The 15,166-nt window shown below is 71.0% G+C and carries 19 protein-coding genes; 9 read left to right on the forward strand and 10 right to left on the reverse strand.

The features are described from left to right. Positions 1–127: 127 nt before the first annotated feature. A complete protein-coding gene (locus tag OG709_RS04280; protein ID WP_266644160.1) occupies positions 128–754 on the reverse strand; it encodes a YigZ family protein in 627 nt (208 codons plus the stop codon). Between the two features lie 58 nt (positions 755–812). On the opposite strand from OG709_RS04280, the gene OG709_RS04285 reads away from it, so the two are divergent. Then, positions 813–1,229, forward strand: coding sequence for a CoA-binding protein (locus OG709_RS04285; RefSeq protein ID WP_250300751.1), 417 nt, complete (start codon positions 813–815; stop codon positions 1,227–1,229). Between the two features lie 76 nt (positions 1,230–1,305). Here OG709_RS04285 and OG709_RS04290 read toward each other — a convergent pair whose 3' ends face one another. Both OG709_RS04290 and OG709_RS04295 read right to left on the reverse strand, forming a co-directional pair. After that, positions 1,306–1,860, reverse strand: coding sequence for a YbaK/EbsC family protein (locus tag OG709_RS04290; RefSeq protein WP_250300752.1), 555 nt, complete (start codon positions 1,858–1,860; stop codon positions 1,306–1,308). 96 nt (positions 1,861–1,956) lie between these two features. Further along, positions 1,957–2,679, reverse strand: a complete 723-nt coding sequence (locus OG709_RS04295) for an acyltransferase (RefSeq protein WP_308409476.1) — start codon at positions 2,677–2,679, stop codon at positions 1,957–1,959. A 122-nt stretch (positions 2,680–2,801) separates the two neighbouring features. Here OG709_RS04295 and OG709_RS04300 point away from each other — a divergent pair, with 122 nt between their 5' ends. The 4 genes from OG709_RS04300 (at position 2,802) to crcB (OG709_RS04315) (ending at position 4,782) form a co-directional block, all read left to right on the forward strand. Further along, positions 2,802–3,332, forward strand: a complete 531-nt coding sequence (locus OG709_RS04300; protein WP_250300756.1) for a gamma carbonic anhydrase family protein — start codon at positions 2,802–2,804, stop codon at positions 3,330–3,332. A 243-nt stretch (positions 3,333–3,575) separates the two neighbouring features. Continuing rightward, positions 3,576–4,067: a fluoride efflux transporter CrcB gene (crcB, locus tag OG709_RS04305; protein ID WP_250300758.1), complete on the forward strand. Its 492-nt coding sequence runs from the start codon at positions 3,576–3,578 to the stop codon at positions 4,065–4,067. Beyond that, a complete protein-coding gene (locus OG709_RS04310) occupies positions 4,064–4,411 on the forward strand; it encodes a DUF190 domain-containing protein (protein WP_266644158.1) in 348 nt (115 codons plus the stop codon). Before crcB (OG709_RS04305) ends, OG709_RS04310 begins: the two co-directional genes overlap by 4 nt. Continuing rightward, positions 4,408–4,782: a fluoride efflux transporter CrcB gene (gene crcB, locus OG709_RS04315; RefSeq protein ID WP_266644156.1), complete on the forward strand. Its 375-nt coding sequence runs from the start codon at positions 4,408–4,410 to the stop codon at positions 4,780–4,782. The genes OG709_RS04310 and crcB (OG709_RS04315) overlap by 4 nt, the downstream gene beginning before the upstream one ends. A 6-nt stretch (positions 4,783–4,788) precedes the next feature. Here the strand turns inward: crcB (OG709_RS04315) and OG709_RS04320 are convergent, their stop codons facing one another. Together OG709_RS04320 and OG709_RS04325 are read right to left on the reverse strand one after the other, a co-directional pair. After that, positions 4,789–5,442 (reverse strand): DedA family protein, encoded by a 654-nt coding sequence (locus OG709_RS04320; protein WP_266644155.1) that lies wholly within the window; start codon positions 5,440–5,442, stop codon positions 4,789–4,791. Positions 5,443–5,607: 165 nt separating this feature from the next. After that, a complete protein-coding gene (locus tag OG709_RS04325) occupies positions 5,608–6,045 on the reverse strand; it encodes a DUF4442 domain-containing protein (RefSeq protein WP_250300871.1) in 438 nt (145 codons plus the stop codon). Positions 6,046–6,155: 110 nt separating this feature from the next. On the opposite strand from OG709_RS04325, the gene OG709_RS04330 reads away from it, so the two are divergent. Together OG709_RS04330 and OG709_RS04335 are read left to right on the forward strand one after the other, a co-directional pair. After that, positions 6,156–7,199, forward strand: coding sequence for a hypothetical protein (locus OG709_RS04330; protein ID WP_250300764.1), 1,044 nt, complete (start codon positions 6,156–6,158; stop codon positions 7,197–7,199). Between the two features lie 60 nt (positions 7,200–7,259). Further along, positions 7,260–8,591 carry an MFS transporter gene (locus tag OG709_RS04335; protein WP_250300765.1) on the forward strand — a complete coding sequence of 444 codons (1,332 nt, stop codon included), beginning with the start codon at positions 7,260–7,262 and terminating at the stop codon, positions 8,589–8,591. Here OG709_RS04335 and OG709_RS04340 read toward each other — a convergent pair. From OG709_RS04340 to OG709_RS04350, 3 genes are all read right to left on the reverse strand, one after another. Further along, the gene (locus tag OG709_RS04340; RefSeq protein WP_250300767.1) at positions 8,553–9,398 is read right to left on the reverse strand and encodes a spermidine synthase; all 846 of its coding nucleotides are present in this window, start codon (positions 9,396–9,398) and stop codon (positions 8,553–8,555) included. The genes OG709_RS04335 and OG709_RS04340 overlap by 39 nt on opposite strands. A gap of 74 nt (positions 9,399–9,472) precedes the next feature. Then, positions 9,473–10,657 carry an elongation factor Tu gene (tuf, locus tag OG709_RS04345; protein WP_329164879.1) on the reverse strand — a complete coding sequence of 395 codons (1,185 nt, stop codon included), beginning with the start codon at positions 10,655–10,657 and terminating at the stop codon, positions 9,473–9,475. Between the two features lie 92 nt (positions 10,658–10,749). After that, entirely contained in the window at positions 10,750–10,920 is a 171-nt protein-coding gene (locus tag OG709_RS04350; RefSeq protein WP_250300770.1) for a hypothetical protein, read from the reverse strand. Between the two features lie 197 nt (positions 10,921–11,117). Here OG709_RS04350 and OG709_RS04355 point away from each other — a divergent pair, with 197 nt between their 5' ends. Beyond that, positions 11,118–11,822 carry a TVP38/TMEM64 family protein gene (locus tag OG709_RS04355; RefSeq protein WP_266644150.1) on the forward strand — a complete coding sequence of 235 codons (705 nt, stop codon included), beginning with the start codon at positions 11,118–11,120 and terminating at the stop codon, positions 11,820–11,822. 172 nt (positions 11,823–11,994) lie between these two features. After that, positions 11,995–12,870 (forward strand): undecaprenyl-diphosphate phosphatase, encoded by an 876-nt coding sequence (locus tag OG709_RS04360; protein ID WP_329164882.1) that lies wholly within the window; start codon positions 11,995–11,997, stop codon positions 12,868–12,870. A gap of 15 nt (positions 12,871–12,885) precedes the next feature. Here the strand turns inward: OG709_RS04360 and OG709_RS04365 are convergent, their stop codons facing one another. Together OG709_RS04365 and meaB are read right to left on the reverse strand one after the other, a co-directional pair. Further along, positions 12,886–13,839: a slipin family protein gene (locus OG709_RS04365; protein WP_250300774.1), complete on the reverse strand. Its 954-nt coding sequence runs from the start codon at positions 13,837–13,839 to the stop codon at positions 12,886–12,888. 330 nt (positions 13,840–14,169) lie between these two features. Next, a complete protein-coding gene (meaB, locus tag OG709_RS04370; RefSeq protein WP_329164883.1) occupies positions 14,170–15,165 on the reverse strand; it encodes a methylmalonyl Co-A mutase-associated GTPase MeaB in 996 nt (331 codons plus the stop codon). Between the last annotated feature and the right edge of the window lies 1 nt (position 15,166).

Below are 15,166 nucleotides of genomic sequence, written 5' to 3' on the forward strand. Positions count from 1 at the left end.
TATCCGGGGGGTCTGACAGCGCATGCGGTCACTCCGTCCGTCCGGTCGGATCCGGCCGCGCTGCCTGACCACCCGGCGTGGACGGGTCCGCCCGCCGGATCCGCCGGCCCGTCGGACCACGGGCCCGTCACACGTCCCCGTACGCCTCGTCGCCGAGTTCCAGCTCCGCCGACCCCGCCGTGCTGTCCGCGAGCCAGGCCCGGAAGTTCTCGACGTCCGTGTCCGGCAGCGCGATCTCGATGGTCACCGCTTCCGCGTACCGCACCTCGCGCACCGCCCGGCCGGTCGCCCGCAGATCGTTCTCCAGCTTGCCCGCCCGCTGGTGGTCGACGGTGACGGTGACCAGCCGGAAGCGCTGCCGGACGAGGGTGCCCAGCTCGTCCAGGGCCTCGCCGACCGCTCCTCCGTACGCCCTGATCAGCCCGCCCGCTCCCAGCTTCACCCCGCCGTAGTAGCGGGTGACGACCGCGACCGCGTACCGGATCTCGCGTCGCATCAGCATCTGGAGCATCGGCACTCCCGCGGTGCCACCGGGCTCGCCGTCGTCGCTCGCCTTCTGGACGGACGCGTCGGCGCCGATGACGTACGCGAAGCAGTTGTGGGTGGCCGTGGGGTGTTCCTTGCGGATGCGAGCGACGAAGGCCTGCGCCTCCCCCTCGCTCGCGGCGGGCGCGAGCGCGCAGATGAAGCGCGATCGGTTGATCTCGGTCTCGTGCACGCCCTCACGGGCGACCGTCCGGTACTGCTCCTGCATCCGGCCAGCCTATGCGGCCCGGCGGGAACAGTCTCCGCGGGTGGGCCGTTGACCGGGTATGCACGCAGACCACGCAGACACGGAAACCATCCGCAGGATCCTGACCTCGGCGGGTGACACCTGGGCGGTGGTGGGCCTGTCGAACAACCAGCACCGGGCGGCGTACGGTGTGGCCGGGGTGCTCCAGCGCTTCGGCAAGCAGATCGTGCCCGTCCACCCCAAGGCGGAGACGGTCCACGGCGAGCCGGGGTACGCCTCGCTGCGGGACATCCCGTTCCCGGTCGATGTCGTCGATGTCTTCGTCAACAGCGAGCTGGCCGGGGAGGTGGCCGACCAGGCTGTTGCCATCGGGGCCAAGGCCGTCTGGTTCCAGCTCGGGGTGATCGACGAGAAGGCGTACGAGCGGTCCACCGCCGCGGGTCTCGACATGGTCATGGACCGTTGCCCGGCGATCGAGATACCGGCTCTGCCCTGATCCGGGCCCGCCCTGGTCCCGATGCGCCGTGCCCCTGCTCGGCTCGTTCCGCCCCCGCTTCCGGCCGTCCTCGCCGTCAGCCGCCCAGTCCGTCGAGGACGACCGCACCCGGCAGTCCGGCGAAGGCCTTGCCGGGCACGATCAGCTTGCCCCGGCGCCGGCCGCTGCCGATCAGGACCCATTCCCGGTCCACCACTGCGGAGTCCACGAGCAGGGGCCAGGCACCGGGAAGCCCGATCGGTGTGATCCCGCCGTACTCCATGCCGGTCTCGCCGGTGGCCGTCTCCACCGGCGCGAAGGACGCCTTGCGGGCGCCGAGTTGCTTGCGCACGGCGCCGTTGACGTCGAGGCGGGTGTGCGAGAGCACCAGACACGCGGCGAGCGAGACCTCGCCGCCGCGCTTGCCCGCGACCACGACGCAGTTCGCCGAGACGTCGAGGAGTTCGGGCCCGTAGTGCGCCACGAAGGCATCGGTGTCGGCGATCTCCGGATCGCTGTCCACATAGATCAGGTCCTGGGCGGGTACGTCCCCCTGCCAGTTCCGCACCGCGTCCGCGACGGGTGCGGTGAGCAGGTCCAGACAGTCCGGGGCGGGGTGGACGACGTCGAATGTTCCGATGGGAGCACGCATGCCTGTCACGCTACTGAACCGGCGCGGGTGATGTCGGGCGGCCCTTCAGGAAGTTGACCGCCGTCGAGCAGTCGGCCGATGGCCCCGGCGCGGTTCTCAGGACGTGTCGGGTTCGAGGTCGGCGAGGGCCAGCAACTGTTCCGGCGTCACACCTTCCGGGATCGGTACGGGTGCGGGTGTGCGCAGCGGAGGCTGCCAGCCCTTCTCCGCGTCCCAGCTCCGCACGATCCGCGCGGGCGCCCCGGCCACCACCGCGTGGTCGGGCACCTCGCCGCGTACGACCGCACCGGCGGCCACCACCACGTTGCGGCCGAGCCTGGCTCCGGGCAGGACGACCGCGCCCGTTCCGAGCCAGCAGCCCGGCCCGATCTCGACCGGCTCCATGCGCGGCCACTGCTTGCCGACGGGCTCGTGCGGATCGTCGTAACTGTGGTTCGTGGACGTGATGTAGACGTACGGGCCGCAGTAGGTGTCCGAGCCGATGGTGACCTTCGTATCGGCGATCACATGGCTGCCACGCCCCAGCACGACCCCGTTGCCGAGGGTCAGGATCGGATCGGGTCCGAGATCCAGATCGGGCATCATCCCGGCGGTGAGGGTGACCTGTTCACCGATGATGCAGTGGTCGCCGAGTTCGATCCAGGGCTCGCCGAAGACGGCGCCCTGCGGAAAGGCGAGCCGGGTCCCGGTGCCTATGCTCCTGAAGCGCAGCCGGCCCGGCCGCTCCGCCGTCACCGCGCCCGCCCGCTGGACCCAGTGCCATCCGGCGTGCAGCGCACGGGAGGTCAGCGATGAGAACGTGTTTCTGTTCCGGGCCACCCCCACACCGTACTCAGCCCGCCGAGCGCCGATCAGTGGGGTGGGCTGTGATCTTCCACCCAACGTCGCTTACGGTGCCGGTGGCGCGCGACCACACCGAGCACGGGAACCAGGAGACAGCCATGGCGGAGCAGGCCCTGATCAGCGGCGTCGGCGGCAAGGAGCCGGTCATCGACCCGGAGGCCTTCACGGCGCCGACCTCTGTCGTGCTCGGCGAGGTGACACTGGCCGCCGGATCGAGCGTCTGGTACCACACGGTGCTGCGCGCCGACGGCGGCCCGATCGTCCTGGGCGCCGGCAGCAACATCCAGGACAACGCCACGGTCCATGTCGACGTGGGGTTCCCCGTCACGGTCGGCGAGCGGGTGTCGGTCGGCCACAACGCCGTACTGCACGGCTGCACCGTCGAGGACGACGTACTCGTCGGCATGGGCGCCACGGTCCTCAACGGCGCGCACATCGGGGCGGGTTCACTGATCGCCGCCCAGGCGCTGGTTCCGCAGGGAATGCGGGTGCCGCCGGGTTCGCTGGTCGCCGGTGTACCGGCCAAGGTCCGGCGCGAGCTGACCGAGGAGGAGCGCGAGGGCATCAGGCTGAACGCGGCGGTGTACGTCGACCTGGCGAAGGCCCATCGCGAGGCGCACGCCGGCTGAGACGGTTCGTACGGAAGCAACGGCCCGAAGCGGGCACGCCGGGACCGGGGGGGCGCACGAGCGGGCCGGTTGGCGGCGGCCGGTCACCTGACGCTAGCCTTGATGGTGCGTCCGCCACTGCGGCGGATGCACGGCGGTGGGGCCCGCCGGACCCGAACCGCGGCGCACGAGGCCGCCAACGGTCCCTACTTGCGATGGATCGCTCCCGCGTGCGGGAGCCCTGTGAGTAGGAGAGATATGTCCATGGGCGCACAGCAGCCCCCTACGGTGGACCAGCCCGACGAGCCGGCCCCCGGTCCCCTGCCTTCACCACCGGCACGGCGGCACGAGATCACACGTGATACCTGGCCGGTACTGGCGGTGGTGTCCGTCGGCGGTGCGATCGGGGCGTCCGCCCGTTACGGGGCGGCCCTGATCTGGCCCACGGCCCCCGCCGGGTTCCCCTGGACCACCCTGGTGGTGAACGTCGTGGGGTGCGCGGTCATCGGCGTGTTCATGGTGGTGATCAGCGACGTCTGGGCGGCGCACCGGCTGGTGCGGCCGTTCTTCGGTACCGGGGTGCTCGGCGGATTCACCACGTTCTCCACCTACGCGGTGGACATCCGGCGGCTGCTGGAGGGCGGCCATGCCCGTACAGGTGTGGCGTATCTGGGACTGACGCTGCTCGCGGCTCTCGCGGCGGTGTGGAGCGCGGTGTGGCTGACCCGCCGCGCAATCGCGTGGAGGCAGTCATGACCGGGCTGACGGGCAGCGCCCTGCGGGCGACGATCTTCATCGGGGAATCCGACCTCTGGCACCACAAGCCGGTGTACTCGGAGATCGTGCACCGCGCGCACCGCGCGGGTCTGGGGGGCGCGAGCGTCTTCCGGGGCATCGAGGGATTCGGCGCCTCCTCGCTGATCCACACCCAGCGGCTGCTGTCGCTCAGCGAGGACCTGCCGGTCGCGATCGTGATCGTGGACACCGAGGAGAAGGTCCGGGCGTTCCTGCCGCAGCTGGACGAGCTGGTCACCGAGGGCCTGGTGACCCTCGACGCCTGTGAGGTGGTCCGGTACACGGCCCGCGAGGTGGAGCGGTGAACTGGCTGCTGGTGGTGGTCGGGGCGATGGTCGGTGCCCCCCTGCGGTATCTGACCGACCGAACCGTGCAGACCAGGCACGACAGCGTCTTCCCCTGGGGCACTTTCCTCGTCAATGTCATGGGCTGCCTGGTGCTCGGCGTGATGACTGGTGCGGTGAGCGCGGGAGCCGCGTCCTCGTCGGTGCAGCTGCTGGTCGGCACCGGGTTCTGCGGGGCGCTCTCCACGTACTCGACGTTCAGCTACGAGACGCTGCGGCTGGCTGAGGACGGGGCGAAGTTCTACGCCACGGCCAATGTCGTCGCCGGCGTGGTCACCGGGCTCGGTGCCACCTACGCGGGGGTGGCCGCCGCCCACGCGCTCTGGGCGTGAGCCCGCTCAGTCGGCGGCCACGGCCTCCGGTGTGTCCACAGCCGCCTCGGCCTTCGCGTGCGCCTTCTTCGCGCGGTTCCTGATGACGAGCATCGAACCGACCCCGATGAGTGCGGCGACCGCCAGCCCGGCGTAGGAGAAGTTCTTGAACCACGACTCGGCGACGACGCCCACGTAGTACACCGCCGCGGTGGTGCCGCCCGCCCACAGGATGCCGCCGAGCATGTTGGCGGTGAGGAACTTCCAGTACGGCATGTGCAGCACACCGGCGAGCGGCCCGGCGAAGATCCGCAGCAGCGCGATGAAGCGGCCGAAGAAGACCGCCCACATGCCCCACTTCTCGAACGACCGCTCCGCCATGCCGATGTTCGGCCCGCTGAAGTGTTTGGGGAATTTGAGGCCGAGCCAGGCGAGCAGCGGGCGTCCGCCCTTGCGTCCGATCGCGTAGCCGATCGAGTCACCGACGACCGCCCCCGCCGAGGCGCACGCGCCGAGCACCAACGGGTCGATATGGCCCTGCTGCGAGGACAGCAGGGCGGCGCTGACGAGAACGATCTCACCCGGTAGCGGAATCCCGAGGCTCTCCACCCCGATGACAACCGCCACCAGGAGATAGACGCTGACCGCCGGAACGGTGTCCAGCCACTCCTGGATATGCAACGCCGGCCCCTGCCCTTCGAAGTGCCCGTTTCCGACGGCCGCACTCCCCCGTGCCGCCTGTTGGAAAGCCTACCTGCTCACCGGCGGCGGCCGAGGGGAGCGGAAAGGCACCCCGGGGTACGGGGTGCCTTACGCGCTCTTCACACAGGTACGGGGCCCTTACGTTCAGGAGTTGGGCCGCAGCGTCCAGACGACCGTCATCTCGCCGGTCACCGCCTCGTCCGCCCGCTGCACCGTGATCCGCACCGGGAACTCGGGGCGCTCCCCCGCGTCCAGCTCGGCGACGACGTCCGCCACCGGCCGCCCCAGCGTCGCTGTCGCGGTCACCGCGCCCATGGCGAGCTTCTTGTAGTCGATCTCGGCCCGCACGGCGAGCGGCACGGCGCGGGTCAGCTGGTCGCCGAACGCGGCGATGACGATCGCACCGCTCGCGGACTCGGCGAGCGTGAACATCGCCCCCGCGTGCGGTCCGCCGACGTGGTTGTGGAAGTCGGGCTGGTCCGGCAGCCGGACGACTGCCCGCTCCGGCGTGGTCTCGACGAACTCCAGGTGGAGGGTCCTGGCCATGGGGACGGTGGCGGCGAGCATCTCACCGACGGACATCTGATCTGCGCTCATGAAATGCGATGTTACCCACGAGTAGGACAGCTTGGCCATCCCCGGGCGGGGGCGGCCGTAGCGAGGGGCCCGTGTCCCCTCTATGGTTACTCGCCATGTGGCCAGGACAGCAGCCGCCCGGGGGCGAGCAGAACCCGCAGGACCAGAACCCGAATCCCTATCAACAGCCGGGATACCAGCAGCCGAACCCTTACCAGCAGCCCCAGCCGGGGGCTCCGCAGGGGTATCAGCAGCCCAATCCGTACCAGCAGCCGACGGTGCCGCAGTACGCGGTGGGCTCGCCGCCCGGCGCGCCCCGGCCGCCCGGGAACGACAAGAAGAAGACCACGGTCGTCGCGATCGTCGCCGCGACGGCTGTCGTCGCCGCCGCGGTGGTCACCGGGGTGGTCGTGCTCAAGGACGACGGCGACAAGAGCGACACGGCCCAGGCCGGAAAGACGTCTCCGTCCGCTTCGACCGGGGACCAGGGCAAGGACAGCTCGCCCACCGCCAACCCGCGCGCGGGCGGCGAGGTCAAGCCGCTCATCGCGGGGTGGAAGGTCGTCGTCAACCCGAAGTGGGGAACGGCCTTCGACGTCCCACCGGACTGGGAGGTCGCGACCTCCGGTACCTTCAGCGGTTTCGAGGACGCCAAGGGCAAGACCCTCATCGGCCACTCGGCGCCCGCGTTCTACAAGTCCAAGTGGTGCACGGACGACGCGGACAAGAACGGCTACACCGAGGACACCGGGCTCGGCGGCGCGGGCACCAAGGGTGCCGACGGCGCCAAGGACACCCAGCAGGTCGCCGAGAACCAGGTGCCCTGGTGGGTCTACGGCGCCTACACGCAGCCGAACAAGAAGCTGGTGAAGACCTCCAAGTCGAAGCCGTACACCACCAAGTCCGGGATCACGGGCAGTCTCGCCCGCGCCTGGGCGACCGGGGTGCCGAAGAAGTCCAAGTGCACCACCGACGGCCAGGCCATCACCTTCGGCTTCAAGAACTCGGCCGACGACTTCGTGGCGTTCTCCCTCTACAACAGCACGGGCGTCCCGGGCGCACTTCCCCAGGCGACGATCGACAAGATCCTCAGCACGGTCCGGCTGGCCGGCGAGCCCACCGGCTCCAACGCCAGTCCCAGCGCCGGTTCCAGTTCCTGACCCGGATCCCGCCGCAGAATCGGTTTGGCACGGAGGGGCGGCAGCAGCGATAGTCCCGGAGTGACGTCTCCTGCCGCCGCCTCCCGGCGAATCCGGCGCCCGGCATGGGCCGGACGCAACTACAGCCTGCTGACCGCGTCCGCGGTAGTGACGAGTCTGGGCAGCAACGGCGCCCTGATCGCCGCCGCGTTCGCGGTCCTGGAATCCGGCGGCGACAGCGGTGACGTGGGGCTGGTCGCCGCCGCGCGTACGCTGCCGCTCGTCCTCTTCCTGCTGATCGGCGGCGCGCTCGCCGACCGGCTGCCGCGGCACCGGGTGATGGTGGCGGCCAACGCCCTGAACTGTGTCTCCCAGGCGGCCTTCGCCGTACTCGTCCTGACCGGCCACCCGCAGCTCTGGCAGATGATGCTGCTCTCCGCGCTCTGCGGTACGGGGCAGGCGTTCTTCTCACCGGCCTCCGAGGGGATGCTGCTGTCCAGCGTCGACGGCGAGGAGGCCGGGCGGGCCTTCGCGCTGTACCGGATGGCGATGAACGGGTCCGGCATCGGCGGCGCCGCGCTCGGTGGAGCCCTGATCGCCGCCGTCGGCCCCGGCTGGGTGCTCGCCGTCGACGCTGCCGCCTTCGCGGTGGCCGGATCCCTGCGGGCCTTCCTGGACGTCAGCCACATACCGCCGCGCGAGCCGGGCGGCGGGATGCTCGCGGATCTCCGGGAGGGCTGGCAGGAGTTCATCGGACGTCCCTGGCTGTGGAGCATCGTCCTGCAGTTCGCCGTGGTCAACGCCGTCATCGGCGCGGCGGAGGCGGTCTACGGCCCGCTGGTCGCGCGGGACTCGCTGGGCGGGCCGGGCCCGTGGGGACTGGCCCTGGCCGCTTTCGGGGCGGGCACGGTCGGCGGTGCGCTGATCATGATCCGCTGGAAACCGCGCAGGCTGCTGCTCACCGGCACGCTCTGCGTCTTCTCGCTGGCTCTGCCCTCGGCGGCCCTCGCGGTGCCGGTGCCGTTCGGCGCGCTGGTGGGCGTGATGTTCTTCAGCGGCGTCCTGGTCGAGACGTTCGGCGTCTCCTGGATGACGGCGCTGCACCAGGAGATCCCTGAGGAGAAGTTCTCCCGGGTCTCGGCCTACGACTGGCTCGGCTCCCTCGCGATGCTGCCGCTGGCGACCGCGCTGGCGGGCCCCGCGGAGAACGCCTTCGGGCGGACGGCCTCGCTGTGGGGCTGCGCGGGGCTGGTTGTCCTGCTGACGGCCGCGGTGCTCTGTGTGCCCGACGTACGGAATCTGCGGCGCAGGCCCGCCACGGCGACCGCGGACCGGACCGTGGCCGCTCCTGCGGGGCCGGTGGAGGCGCTGGGGTCAGCCGATGCCGAAGGTCCCGCCGGGCGGCTCGGGTGAGGCGACCGCCACCGCGTCGGTGACGGGTTCCGCCCCGCCCATGAACCGGGTCAGCGCGGCACCGTGCTCGACCCGGGCGGGAAAGCTGTCCGACGCCGTACGACGGGCCAGTCCGGTGGTGTCGATCCCGGTGTGCGAGGCGACCAGAATCGCGTTGCCGAAGCGTCGGCCACGCAGCACGGACGGCTCCGCGACGAGCGCGACCTCCTCGAACACCGCCGAGAAGGTGGCCAGTTGGGCACGGAGGAAGGTGAAGGGGGCGCCGTCGGCGAGGTTCGCCGCGTAGACACCGCCGGTGCGCAGGACCCGCGCCGCCGACCGGGCGTACTCGACGGACGTGAGGTGTGCGGGGACCCGTGAGCCGCCGAACACGTCCGCGATCAGGACGTCCACGGAGGCCGTCGGCACGCTGTCGAGCCAGGCCCGCGCGTCCCCGGCGTGCACCGTGATCCCCGCCCCGGCGGGCAGCGGCAGTTGTTCGGCGACGAGCGCGAGCAGCCCGCGGTCCGCCTCCACCACCTGCTGCCGCGATCCGGGGCGCAGGGCCGCCACGTAACGGGGCAGGGTGAGCGCCCCGCCGCCGAGGTGGACGACGTCGAGCGGGTCGCCCTCGTCGGCGGCGCAGTCCACGACATGGCCCAGCCTGCGGGCGTACTCGAACTCCAGATACGTCGGATCGTCGAGGTCCACGTAGGACTGGGGCGCGCCGTCGACCGTGAGCAGCCAGGCCCTGGCCCGGTCGATGTCGGGCAGCAGCCTGGCGGTGCCCTGGTCCACGTCCCGGATCACCGGTATCGACTCGTTCACCGTCCCATTGTGCCGTCCCGGTACCGCCGGGCGGAGCCCGCCTCCCGGTGGTCCGGGAGGCGGGCTCCGGGCCCTCAGAGGACCGAGGTCACGGTCCCCGCGCCGACCGTGCGCCCGCCCTCGCGGATCGCGAAGCCGAGGCCGGTCTCCAGCGGTACGTCACGGCCCAGCTCGACGGTCATGGTGACCGTGTCACCGGGGCGGGCGACGGCCGTGTCCCCCAGGTCGACATCGCCGACCACGTCCGCGGTACGGATGTAGAACTGCGGCCGGTACCCGGTCGACACCGGGGTGGTACGGCCGCCCTCCCCCGCCGACAGCACGTACACCTGCGCGGTGAAGCGGCGGCGCGGGGTGACGCTGTCGGGCGCCGCCACCACGTGGCCGCGGCGCACCGCGTCCCGGGGCACACCGCGCAGCAGCAGCGCCACGTTGTCGCCCGCCTCGGCCTCCGTCATCGGCTTGCCGAACGTCTCCAGGCCGGTGACGACGGTGCCGCCCCCGTCCAGGTCGGCGCCCAGCACCTGTACCCGGTCGCCGACGCGTACCGTGCCGCGCTCGACGGCGCCGGTCACGACGGTGCCGCGACCGGTGATGGTCAGGACGTTCTCCACCGGGAGCAGGAACGGCGCGTCGGTGTACCGGACCGGCATCGGCACATAGGTGTCCACCGCGTCGAGGAGCGCCTCGATCGACGCCATCCAGCGCGGGTCGCCGTCCAGCGCCTTGAGCCCCGACACCCGGACGACGGGGGCCGCGTCCCCGCCGTACCCGTGCGCGGAGAGCAGTTCCCGGACCTCCAGTTCGACCAGGTCGGTCAGCTCCTCGTCGCCCGCGTCCGCCTTGTTCAGCGCGACGACGATGTGGTCGACGCCGACCTGACGGGCGAGCAGGACGTGCTCGGCGGTCTGCGGCATGATCCCGTCGAGCGCGGAGACGACGAGGATCGCGCCGTCCAGCTGCGCCGCGCCGGTGACCATGTTCTTGACGTAGTCCGCGTGGCCCGGCATGTCCACGTGGGCGTAGTGACGGGTGTCCGTCTCGTACTCCACGTGCGCGATGTTGATGGTGATGCCGCGCTGCGCCTCCTCCGGGGCCCGGTCGATGCGGTCGAAGGAGACGAAGGAGGTACTGCTGCCCGCGCGGTCGCTGAGGACCTTGGTGATGGCGGCGGTCAGGGTCGTCTTTCCGTGGTCGACGTGGCCCATGGTGCCGATGTTGAGGTGGGGCTTGGTGCGCACGTATGCCGTCTTGGGCATGGCTTTCTTCCTCAGGATGTCGAAGCGTGGCGGGACCCCCCTGGTCTGGCCGACCCTCCCCCTGCGGGGTCCGCCGGACGATCCGGGAAGGGTCAGCTTCGGGCGCCGCCGAAGGGCGCCTCGGCAGCGGCGGGCACGGCCGCTGCGGTTGCGGCTGCTGCGGTTGCTGCGGTTGCGGCTGCTGCCGTGAGATCGGGGAAACCGGCAGCCTTCGGCGGGTCCGCGACTGCGGACGGCGCGAGGAGGAAGGCGTACCGGAACATGCGGTTGATCCTGCCCGCAGCACCCGGGGCGCGTCGACTGGTTTTCCCCGTACGGAAGTTCACGGGTTCCGGAACCCGTGGAAGCCCCGAGGTCCGCGCGGGAAAACGCGGGCAGGCGCACGCACACGAGCCGACGGTCCGGTGCCGTGCGGCGCACCTCACGGCGATCACATGCGCGGGTCGGTTAGTCTCCCGGGATGCTGGAGCCCGCTGCCCGAACCGACGCCGGCCTGACCGCGCGCTGTGTCAGAGCACTCGTCTCGCCCTGGTCCCGGCTCTCCCTGCTCGTGGTGGTTCTGCTGGCCGCCGCGACCCTGATGCTGCTGTTCCAGCCGCAGCGGCTGCTCGCCGACGGCTGGCCTCCGCAGCTCAGCGGTGTCACGGCGGTCGTCCTGTTCTCGGTGGCGTACGGCGCCTGCACCGCAGCCTTCGTGCCGCGTCCGCTGCTCAATCTCGCGGCGGGTGCGCTGTTCAGCAGTCAGGTCGGGCTGGCCGCCGCGGTCGCCGGGACGGTGCTCGGGGCGGGCGTCTCGTTCGGTCTCGGCCGGGTGCTGGGGCAGGGCGCGCTCCGTCCGCTGCTGCGCGGGCGCTGGCTGACGGCGGCGGACGGCCAGTTGAGCCGGCACGGATTCCGCTCGATGCTCGCGCTCCGGCTCTTCCCCGGGGTGCCGTTCGCGGCTGCCAACTACTGTGCGGCGGTGTCCCGGATGGGGTGGCTGCCGTTCCTGGTGGCCACCGCGCTGGGGTCGGTCCCGAACACGGCCGCCTACGTGGTGGCGGGCAGCGAGGCGGCGTCCCCCACCTCACCCGCCTTCCTCGCGTCGACAGGCTTCATCGTGGTGTCGGGGGTGGGCGCCGCATGGCTCGCCTGGCGTAAACGCCACCGGCTGCGCGGTCGTTGAGAGCGCCGCGGTCCGCAGGAGATACGGCGGGCCGGGGCATCACCGGGAAGTGAGCCGGAACCGCCCCAGGGGCATTGGCCGACCGTACGCACTCGCGTCACCGGTCGTACACCTTTGGACGTTACGTTCCCCCTGCGCACCAGCCCCTTGATCCCTTGGACGGCCCACACCCATGTCTTGGTTCGAATCGTTCGTCCTCGGATTCGTGCAGGGGCTGACCGAGTTCCTCCCCGTGTCGTCCAGCGCCCACCTGCGGCTGACCTCGGCCTTCGCCGGCTGGCCCGATGCCGGGGCGGCCTTCACGGCCATCACCCAGATCGGCACCGAGGCAGCGGTGATCATCTATTTCCGCCGGGACATCGCCCGGATCGTCTCCGCCTGGTTCCGTTCGCTCACCGACCGCTCGCTGCGCGGCGACCAGGACGCGCGGGCGGGCTGGCTCGTGATCGTCGGGACGATACCCATCGGGGTACTGGGCATCCTGCTGAAGGACCAGATCGACACCTCGTTCCGTGATCTGCGCGTCATCGCCTGCACCCTGATCGCGATGGGTGTCGTGCTCGGTGCGGCCGACCGGCTGGCCGCCCGCGACGAGAGCGGCGGCAGACACCGTGCGGGGAAGCAGCGCAAGTCGCTCCAGGAGATGAGCGTCAAGGACGGTCTCGTCTACGGCCTCTGCCAGGCGATGGCCCTGGTCCCCGGCGTCTCCCGGTCGGGCGCGACGATCAGCGGCGGGCTGCTGATGGGCTACACCCGGGAGGCCGCGGCCCGTTACTCGTTCCTGCTGGCGATCCCGGCCGTCCTGGCCTCGGGGGCCTTCGAGTTGAAGGATGCGGGCAGCAACGGTCAGGTGGCCTGGGGGCCCACTCTGCTGGCGACGGTCGTCGCCTTCGCCGTCGGTTACGCGGTCATCGCGTGGTTCATGAAGTTCATCTCGTCCAAGAGCTTCATGCCGTTCGTGGTCTACCGGGTCCTGCTCGGCGTCGCTCTGTTCGTCCTCGTCGGCACCGGAGCGCTCAGCCCGGACGCGGGCCCGGCGGGCGGTTGAGCGCCGGGCGGACGACTACGGGGTGCCGCCCGTCCCGCGCCCTGCCCCCGGGTCCGGATCCGCATCGCTCCCGGTGTCCGTAGCCGCTGTCCCCGGGTCGATCTCCGGCACGGGATCAACGGATTCCACCGCCTCGTTGGTATCGGCGGCAGCCACCTCGGGTTCAGGGGCCGTCGTCGCGGGAGCCGGTCCCTGCGGCATCTGCGGGAACCGCTGGGCCCGTTCGAGGAAGCGCAGCAGCTCCACCGGGAACGGCAGGACCAGCGTCGAGTTCTTCTCGGACGCCACCTCCACCACCGTCTGCAGCAGACGCAGCTGGAGGGCCGCGGGGTGCTCGGACATCGCCTCGGCCGCCTGGGCCAGTTTCTTCGATGCCTGGAGCTCGGCGTCCGCGTTGATCACCCGGGCCCGCCGCTCACGGTCCGCCTCGGCCTGCCGCGCCATCGACCGCTTCATCGTCTCCGGCAGCGACACGTCCTTGATCTCGACCCGGTCGATCTGCACACCCCAGCCGATCGCCGGACTGTCGATCATCAGCTCAAGTCCCTGATTGAGCTTCTCCCGGTTGGACAGCAGGTCGTCCAGATCGCTCTTACCGATGATCGAACGCAGCGAGGTCTGTGCCATCTGGGAGACCGCGAACCGGTAGTCCTCGACCGCGATGAGCGCGCTGGCCGCGTTGACCACCTTGAAGTAGACGACGGCGTCGACCCGGACGGTCACGTTGTCCCGGGTGATGCCCTCCTGCGCAGGCACAGGCATCGTCACGATCTGGAGGTTCACTTTGCGCAGCCGGTCCACACCCGGAATGACCGTGGTGAATCCCGGCAGTCGCTCGGCTTCACGGAGCCGGCCGAACCGGAAGACCACACCCCGCTCGTACTGCTTGATGACCCTGGCCGCCGACAGCCCGTAGACCACGGCCACACAGAGGATCACGACTATCACTGTCAAGAGGACTGTCACCATTACGACCCCCTATTGCCCGAGTCGTCCATGCAACCCACCATATGCCCCAAAATGCGGCGCCGCCGATCCGCCCGGGAACGGGGCCGTTCGCAGCGACGGTCACGAGGCGTATGCCCGGCGGACGCGCCCGCGAGCCGGATGGCCTGTCACCCTCCGTGCGCCGTGGATGCGTACGGTGATGACGAGGGCGGGTCGGCCGTCGCACCAGGGGTACCGGACCGTGCGGAAGTGGCCCGCCCGCCGCGCAAGGAACGTGAGGCGATCCCCGCCGAACGGCTGGGGCAGGATGCCGGCCGGTGCGGATCTCCGTACCGGCCCGGCATCACGACGTCAGGGCTGCGGCGTCTCCCGGAACGCGCCGAGGATCCGCTCCGCCGCGAGCGTCGGGGTCAACGTCCCGTCGCGCAGATCCTGTTCGACCAGCGGCGCGGTCCTGCGTACCTCCGGATGGTCGCGCAACTGCTTGAGCAGCCCCTCGCGCACCATCGTCCACGCCCAGTCGACCTGCTGCTCGCGCCGTTTGGCGGCCAGCCTGCCGGACGAGTCGAGGACCGCACGGTGCTGCTCCAGCCGCTCCCAGACCGTGTCGAGGCCGAGGGATTCCCGGGCGCTGCAACTGAGGACAGGTGGGGTCCAGGCGGGGTCGGCCGTGTTCATCAGCCGCAGCGCGCCCGCGAGTTCACGGGCCGCGGCGCGTGCGTCGCGTTCGTGCGGGCCGTCCGCCTTGTTCACCGCGATGAGATCGGCGAGCTCCAGGACGCCCTTCTTGATGCCCTGCAGCTGATCACCCGTGCGGGCCAGCGAGAGCAGCAGGAAGGAGTCCACCATGTTCGCCACGGCGGTCTCCGACTGGCCGACCCCGACGGTCTCCACCAGGACGACGTCGTACCCGGCCGCTTCCACCACGACCATGGCCTCCCGGGTCGCCCTGGCCACGCCGCCGAGCGTGCCCGAGGTCGGCGAGGGCCTGACGAAGGCCGCCGGGTCGACGGCCAGCCGCTCCATCCGGGTCTTGTCCCCCAGGATGGAGCCGCCGGTCCTGCTGGACGAGGGGTCCACGGCGAGCACCGCGACACGGTGGCCCAGGCCGGTGAGCAGGGTGCCGAAGGCGTCGATGAACGTCGACTTCCCGACCCCCGGCACCCCGCTGATCCCGATCCGGCGGGCCGTTCCGGAGTGCGGCAGCAGCTCCGTCAGCAGCGACTGGGCGAGCGCGCGGTGATCTGCCCTGGTGGACTCCACCAGGGTGATGGCCCGCGCGATGAAGGCACGCTTCCCGTCAAGGACGCCCTTGACGTAACTGTCGATGTCGATCACCGGCGGCATC

The organism is Streptomyces sp. NBC_01267 (assembly GCF_036241575.1).
Classification (GTDB): Bacteria; Actinomycetota; Actinomycetes; order Streptomycetales; family Streptomycetaceae; genus Streptomyces.

What these genes read in the sequence shown, in the direction of transcription:
- OG709_RS04350 (WP_250300770.1), bottom strand. Translation starts at nt 10,920, where the DNA reads ATGTTCCGGTACGCCTTCCTCCTCGCGCCGTCCGCAGTCGCGGACCCG.
- OG709_RS04325 (WP_250300871.1), bottom strand. Translation starts at nt 6,045, where the DNA reads ATGTCCGTCGGTGAGATGCTCGCCGCCACCGTCCCCATGGCCAGGACC.
- OG709_RS04365 (WP_250300774.1), bottom strand. Translation starts at nt 13,839, where the DNA reads ATGGTGACAGTCCTCTTGACAGTGATAGTCGTGATCCTCTGTGTGGCC.
- OG709_RS04360 (WP_329164882.1), top strand. Translation starts at nt 11,995, where the DNA reads ATGTCTTGGTTCGAATCGTTCGTCCTCGGATTCGTGCAGGGGCTGACC.
- OG709_RS04330 (WP_250300764.1), top strand. Translation starts at nt 6,156, where the DNA reads ATGTGGCCAGGACAGCAGCCGCCCGGGGGCGAGCAGAACCCGCAGGAC.
- OG709_RS04300 (WP_250300756.1), top strand. Translation starts at nt 2,802, where the DNA reads ATGGCGGAGCAGGCCCTGATCAGCGGCGTCGGCGGCAAGGAGCCGGTC.
- meaB (WP_329164883.1), bottom strand. Translation starts at nt 15,165, where the DNA reads ATGCCGCCGGTGATCGACATCGACAGTTACGTCAAGGGCGTCCTTGAC.
- crcB (WP_250300758.1), top strand. Translation starts at nt 3,576, where the DNA reads ATGGGCGCACAGCAGCCCCCTACGGTGGACCAGCCCGACGAGCCGGCC.
- OG709_RS04355 (WP_266644150.1), top strand. Translation starts at nt 11,118, where the DNA reads ATGCTGGAGCCCGCTGCCCGAACCGACGCCGGCCTGACCGCGCGCTGT.
- tuf (WP_329164879.1), bottom strand. Translation starts at nt 10,657, where the DNA reads ATGCCCAAGACGGCATACGTGCGCACCAAGCCCCACCTCAACATCGGC.
- OG709_RS04285 (WP_250300751.1), top strand. Translation starts at nt 813, where the DNA reads ATGCACGCAGACCACGCAGACACGGAAACCATCCGCAGGATCCTGACC.
- OG709_RS04280 (WP_266644160.1), bottom strand. Translation starts at nt 754, where the DNA reads ATGCAGGAGCAGTACCGGACGGTCGCCCGTGAGGGCGTGCACGAGACC.
- OG709_RS04310 (WP_266644158.1), top strand. Translation starts at nt 4,064, where the DNA reads ATGACCGGGCTGACGGGCAGCGCCCTGCGGGCGACGATCTTCATCGGG.
- OG709_RS04290 (WP_250300752.1), bottom strand. Translation starts at nt 1,860, where the DNA reads ATGCGTGCTCCCATCGGAACATTCGACGTCGTCCACCCCGCCCCGGAC.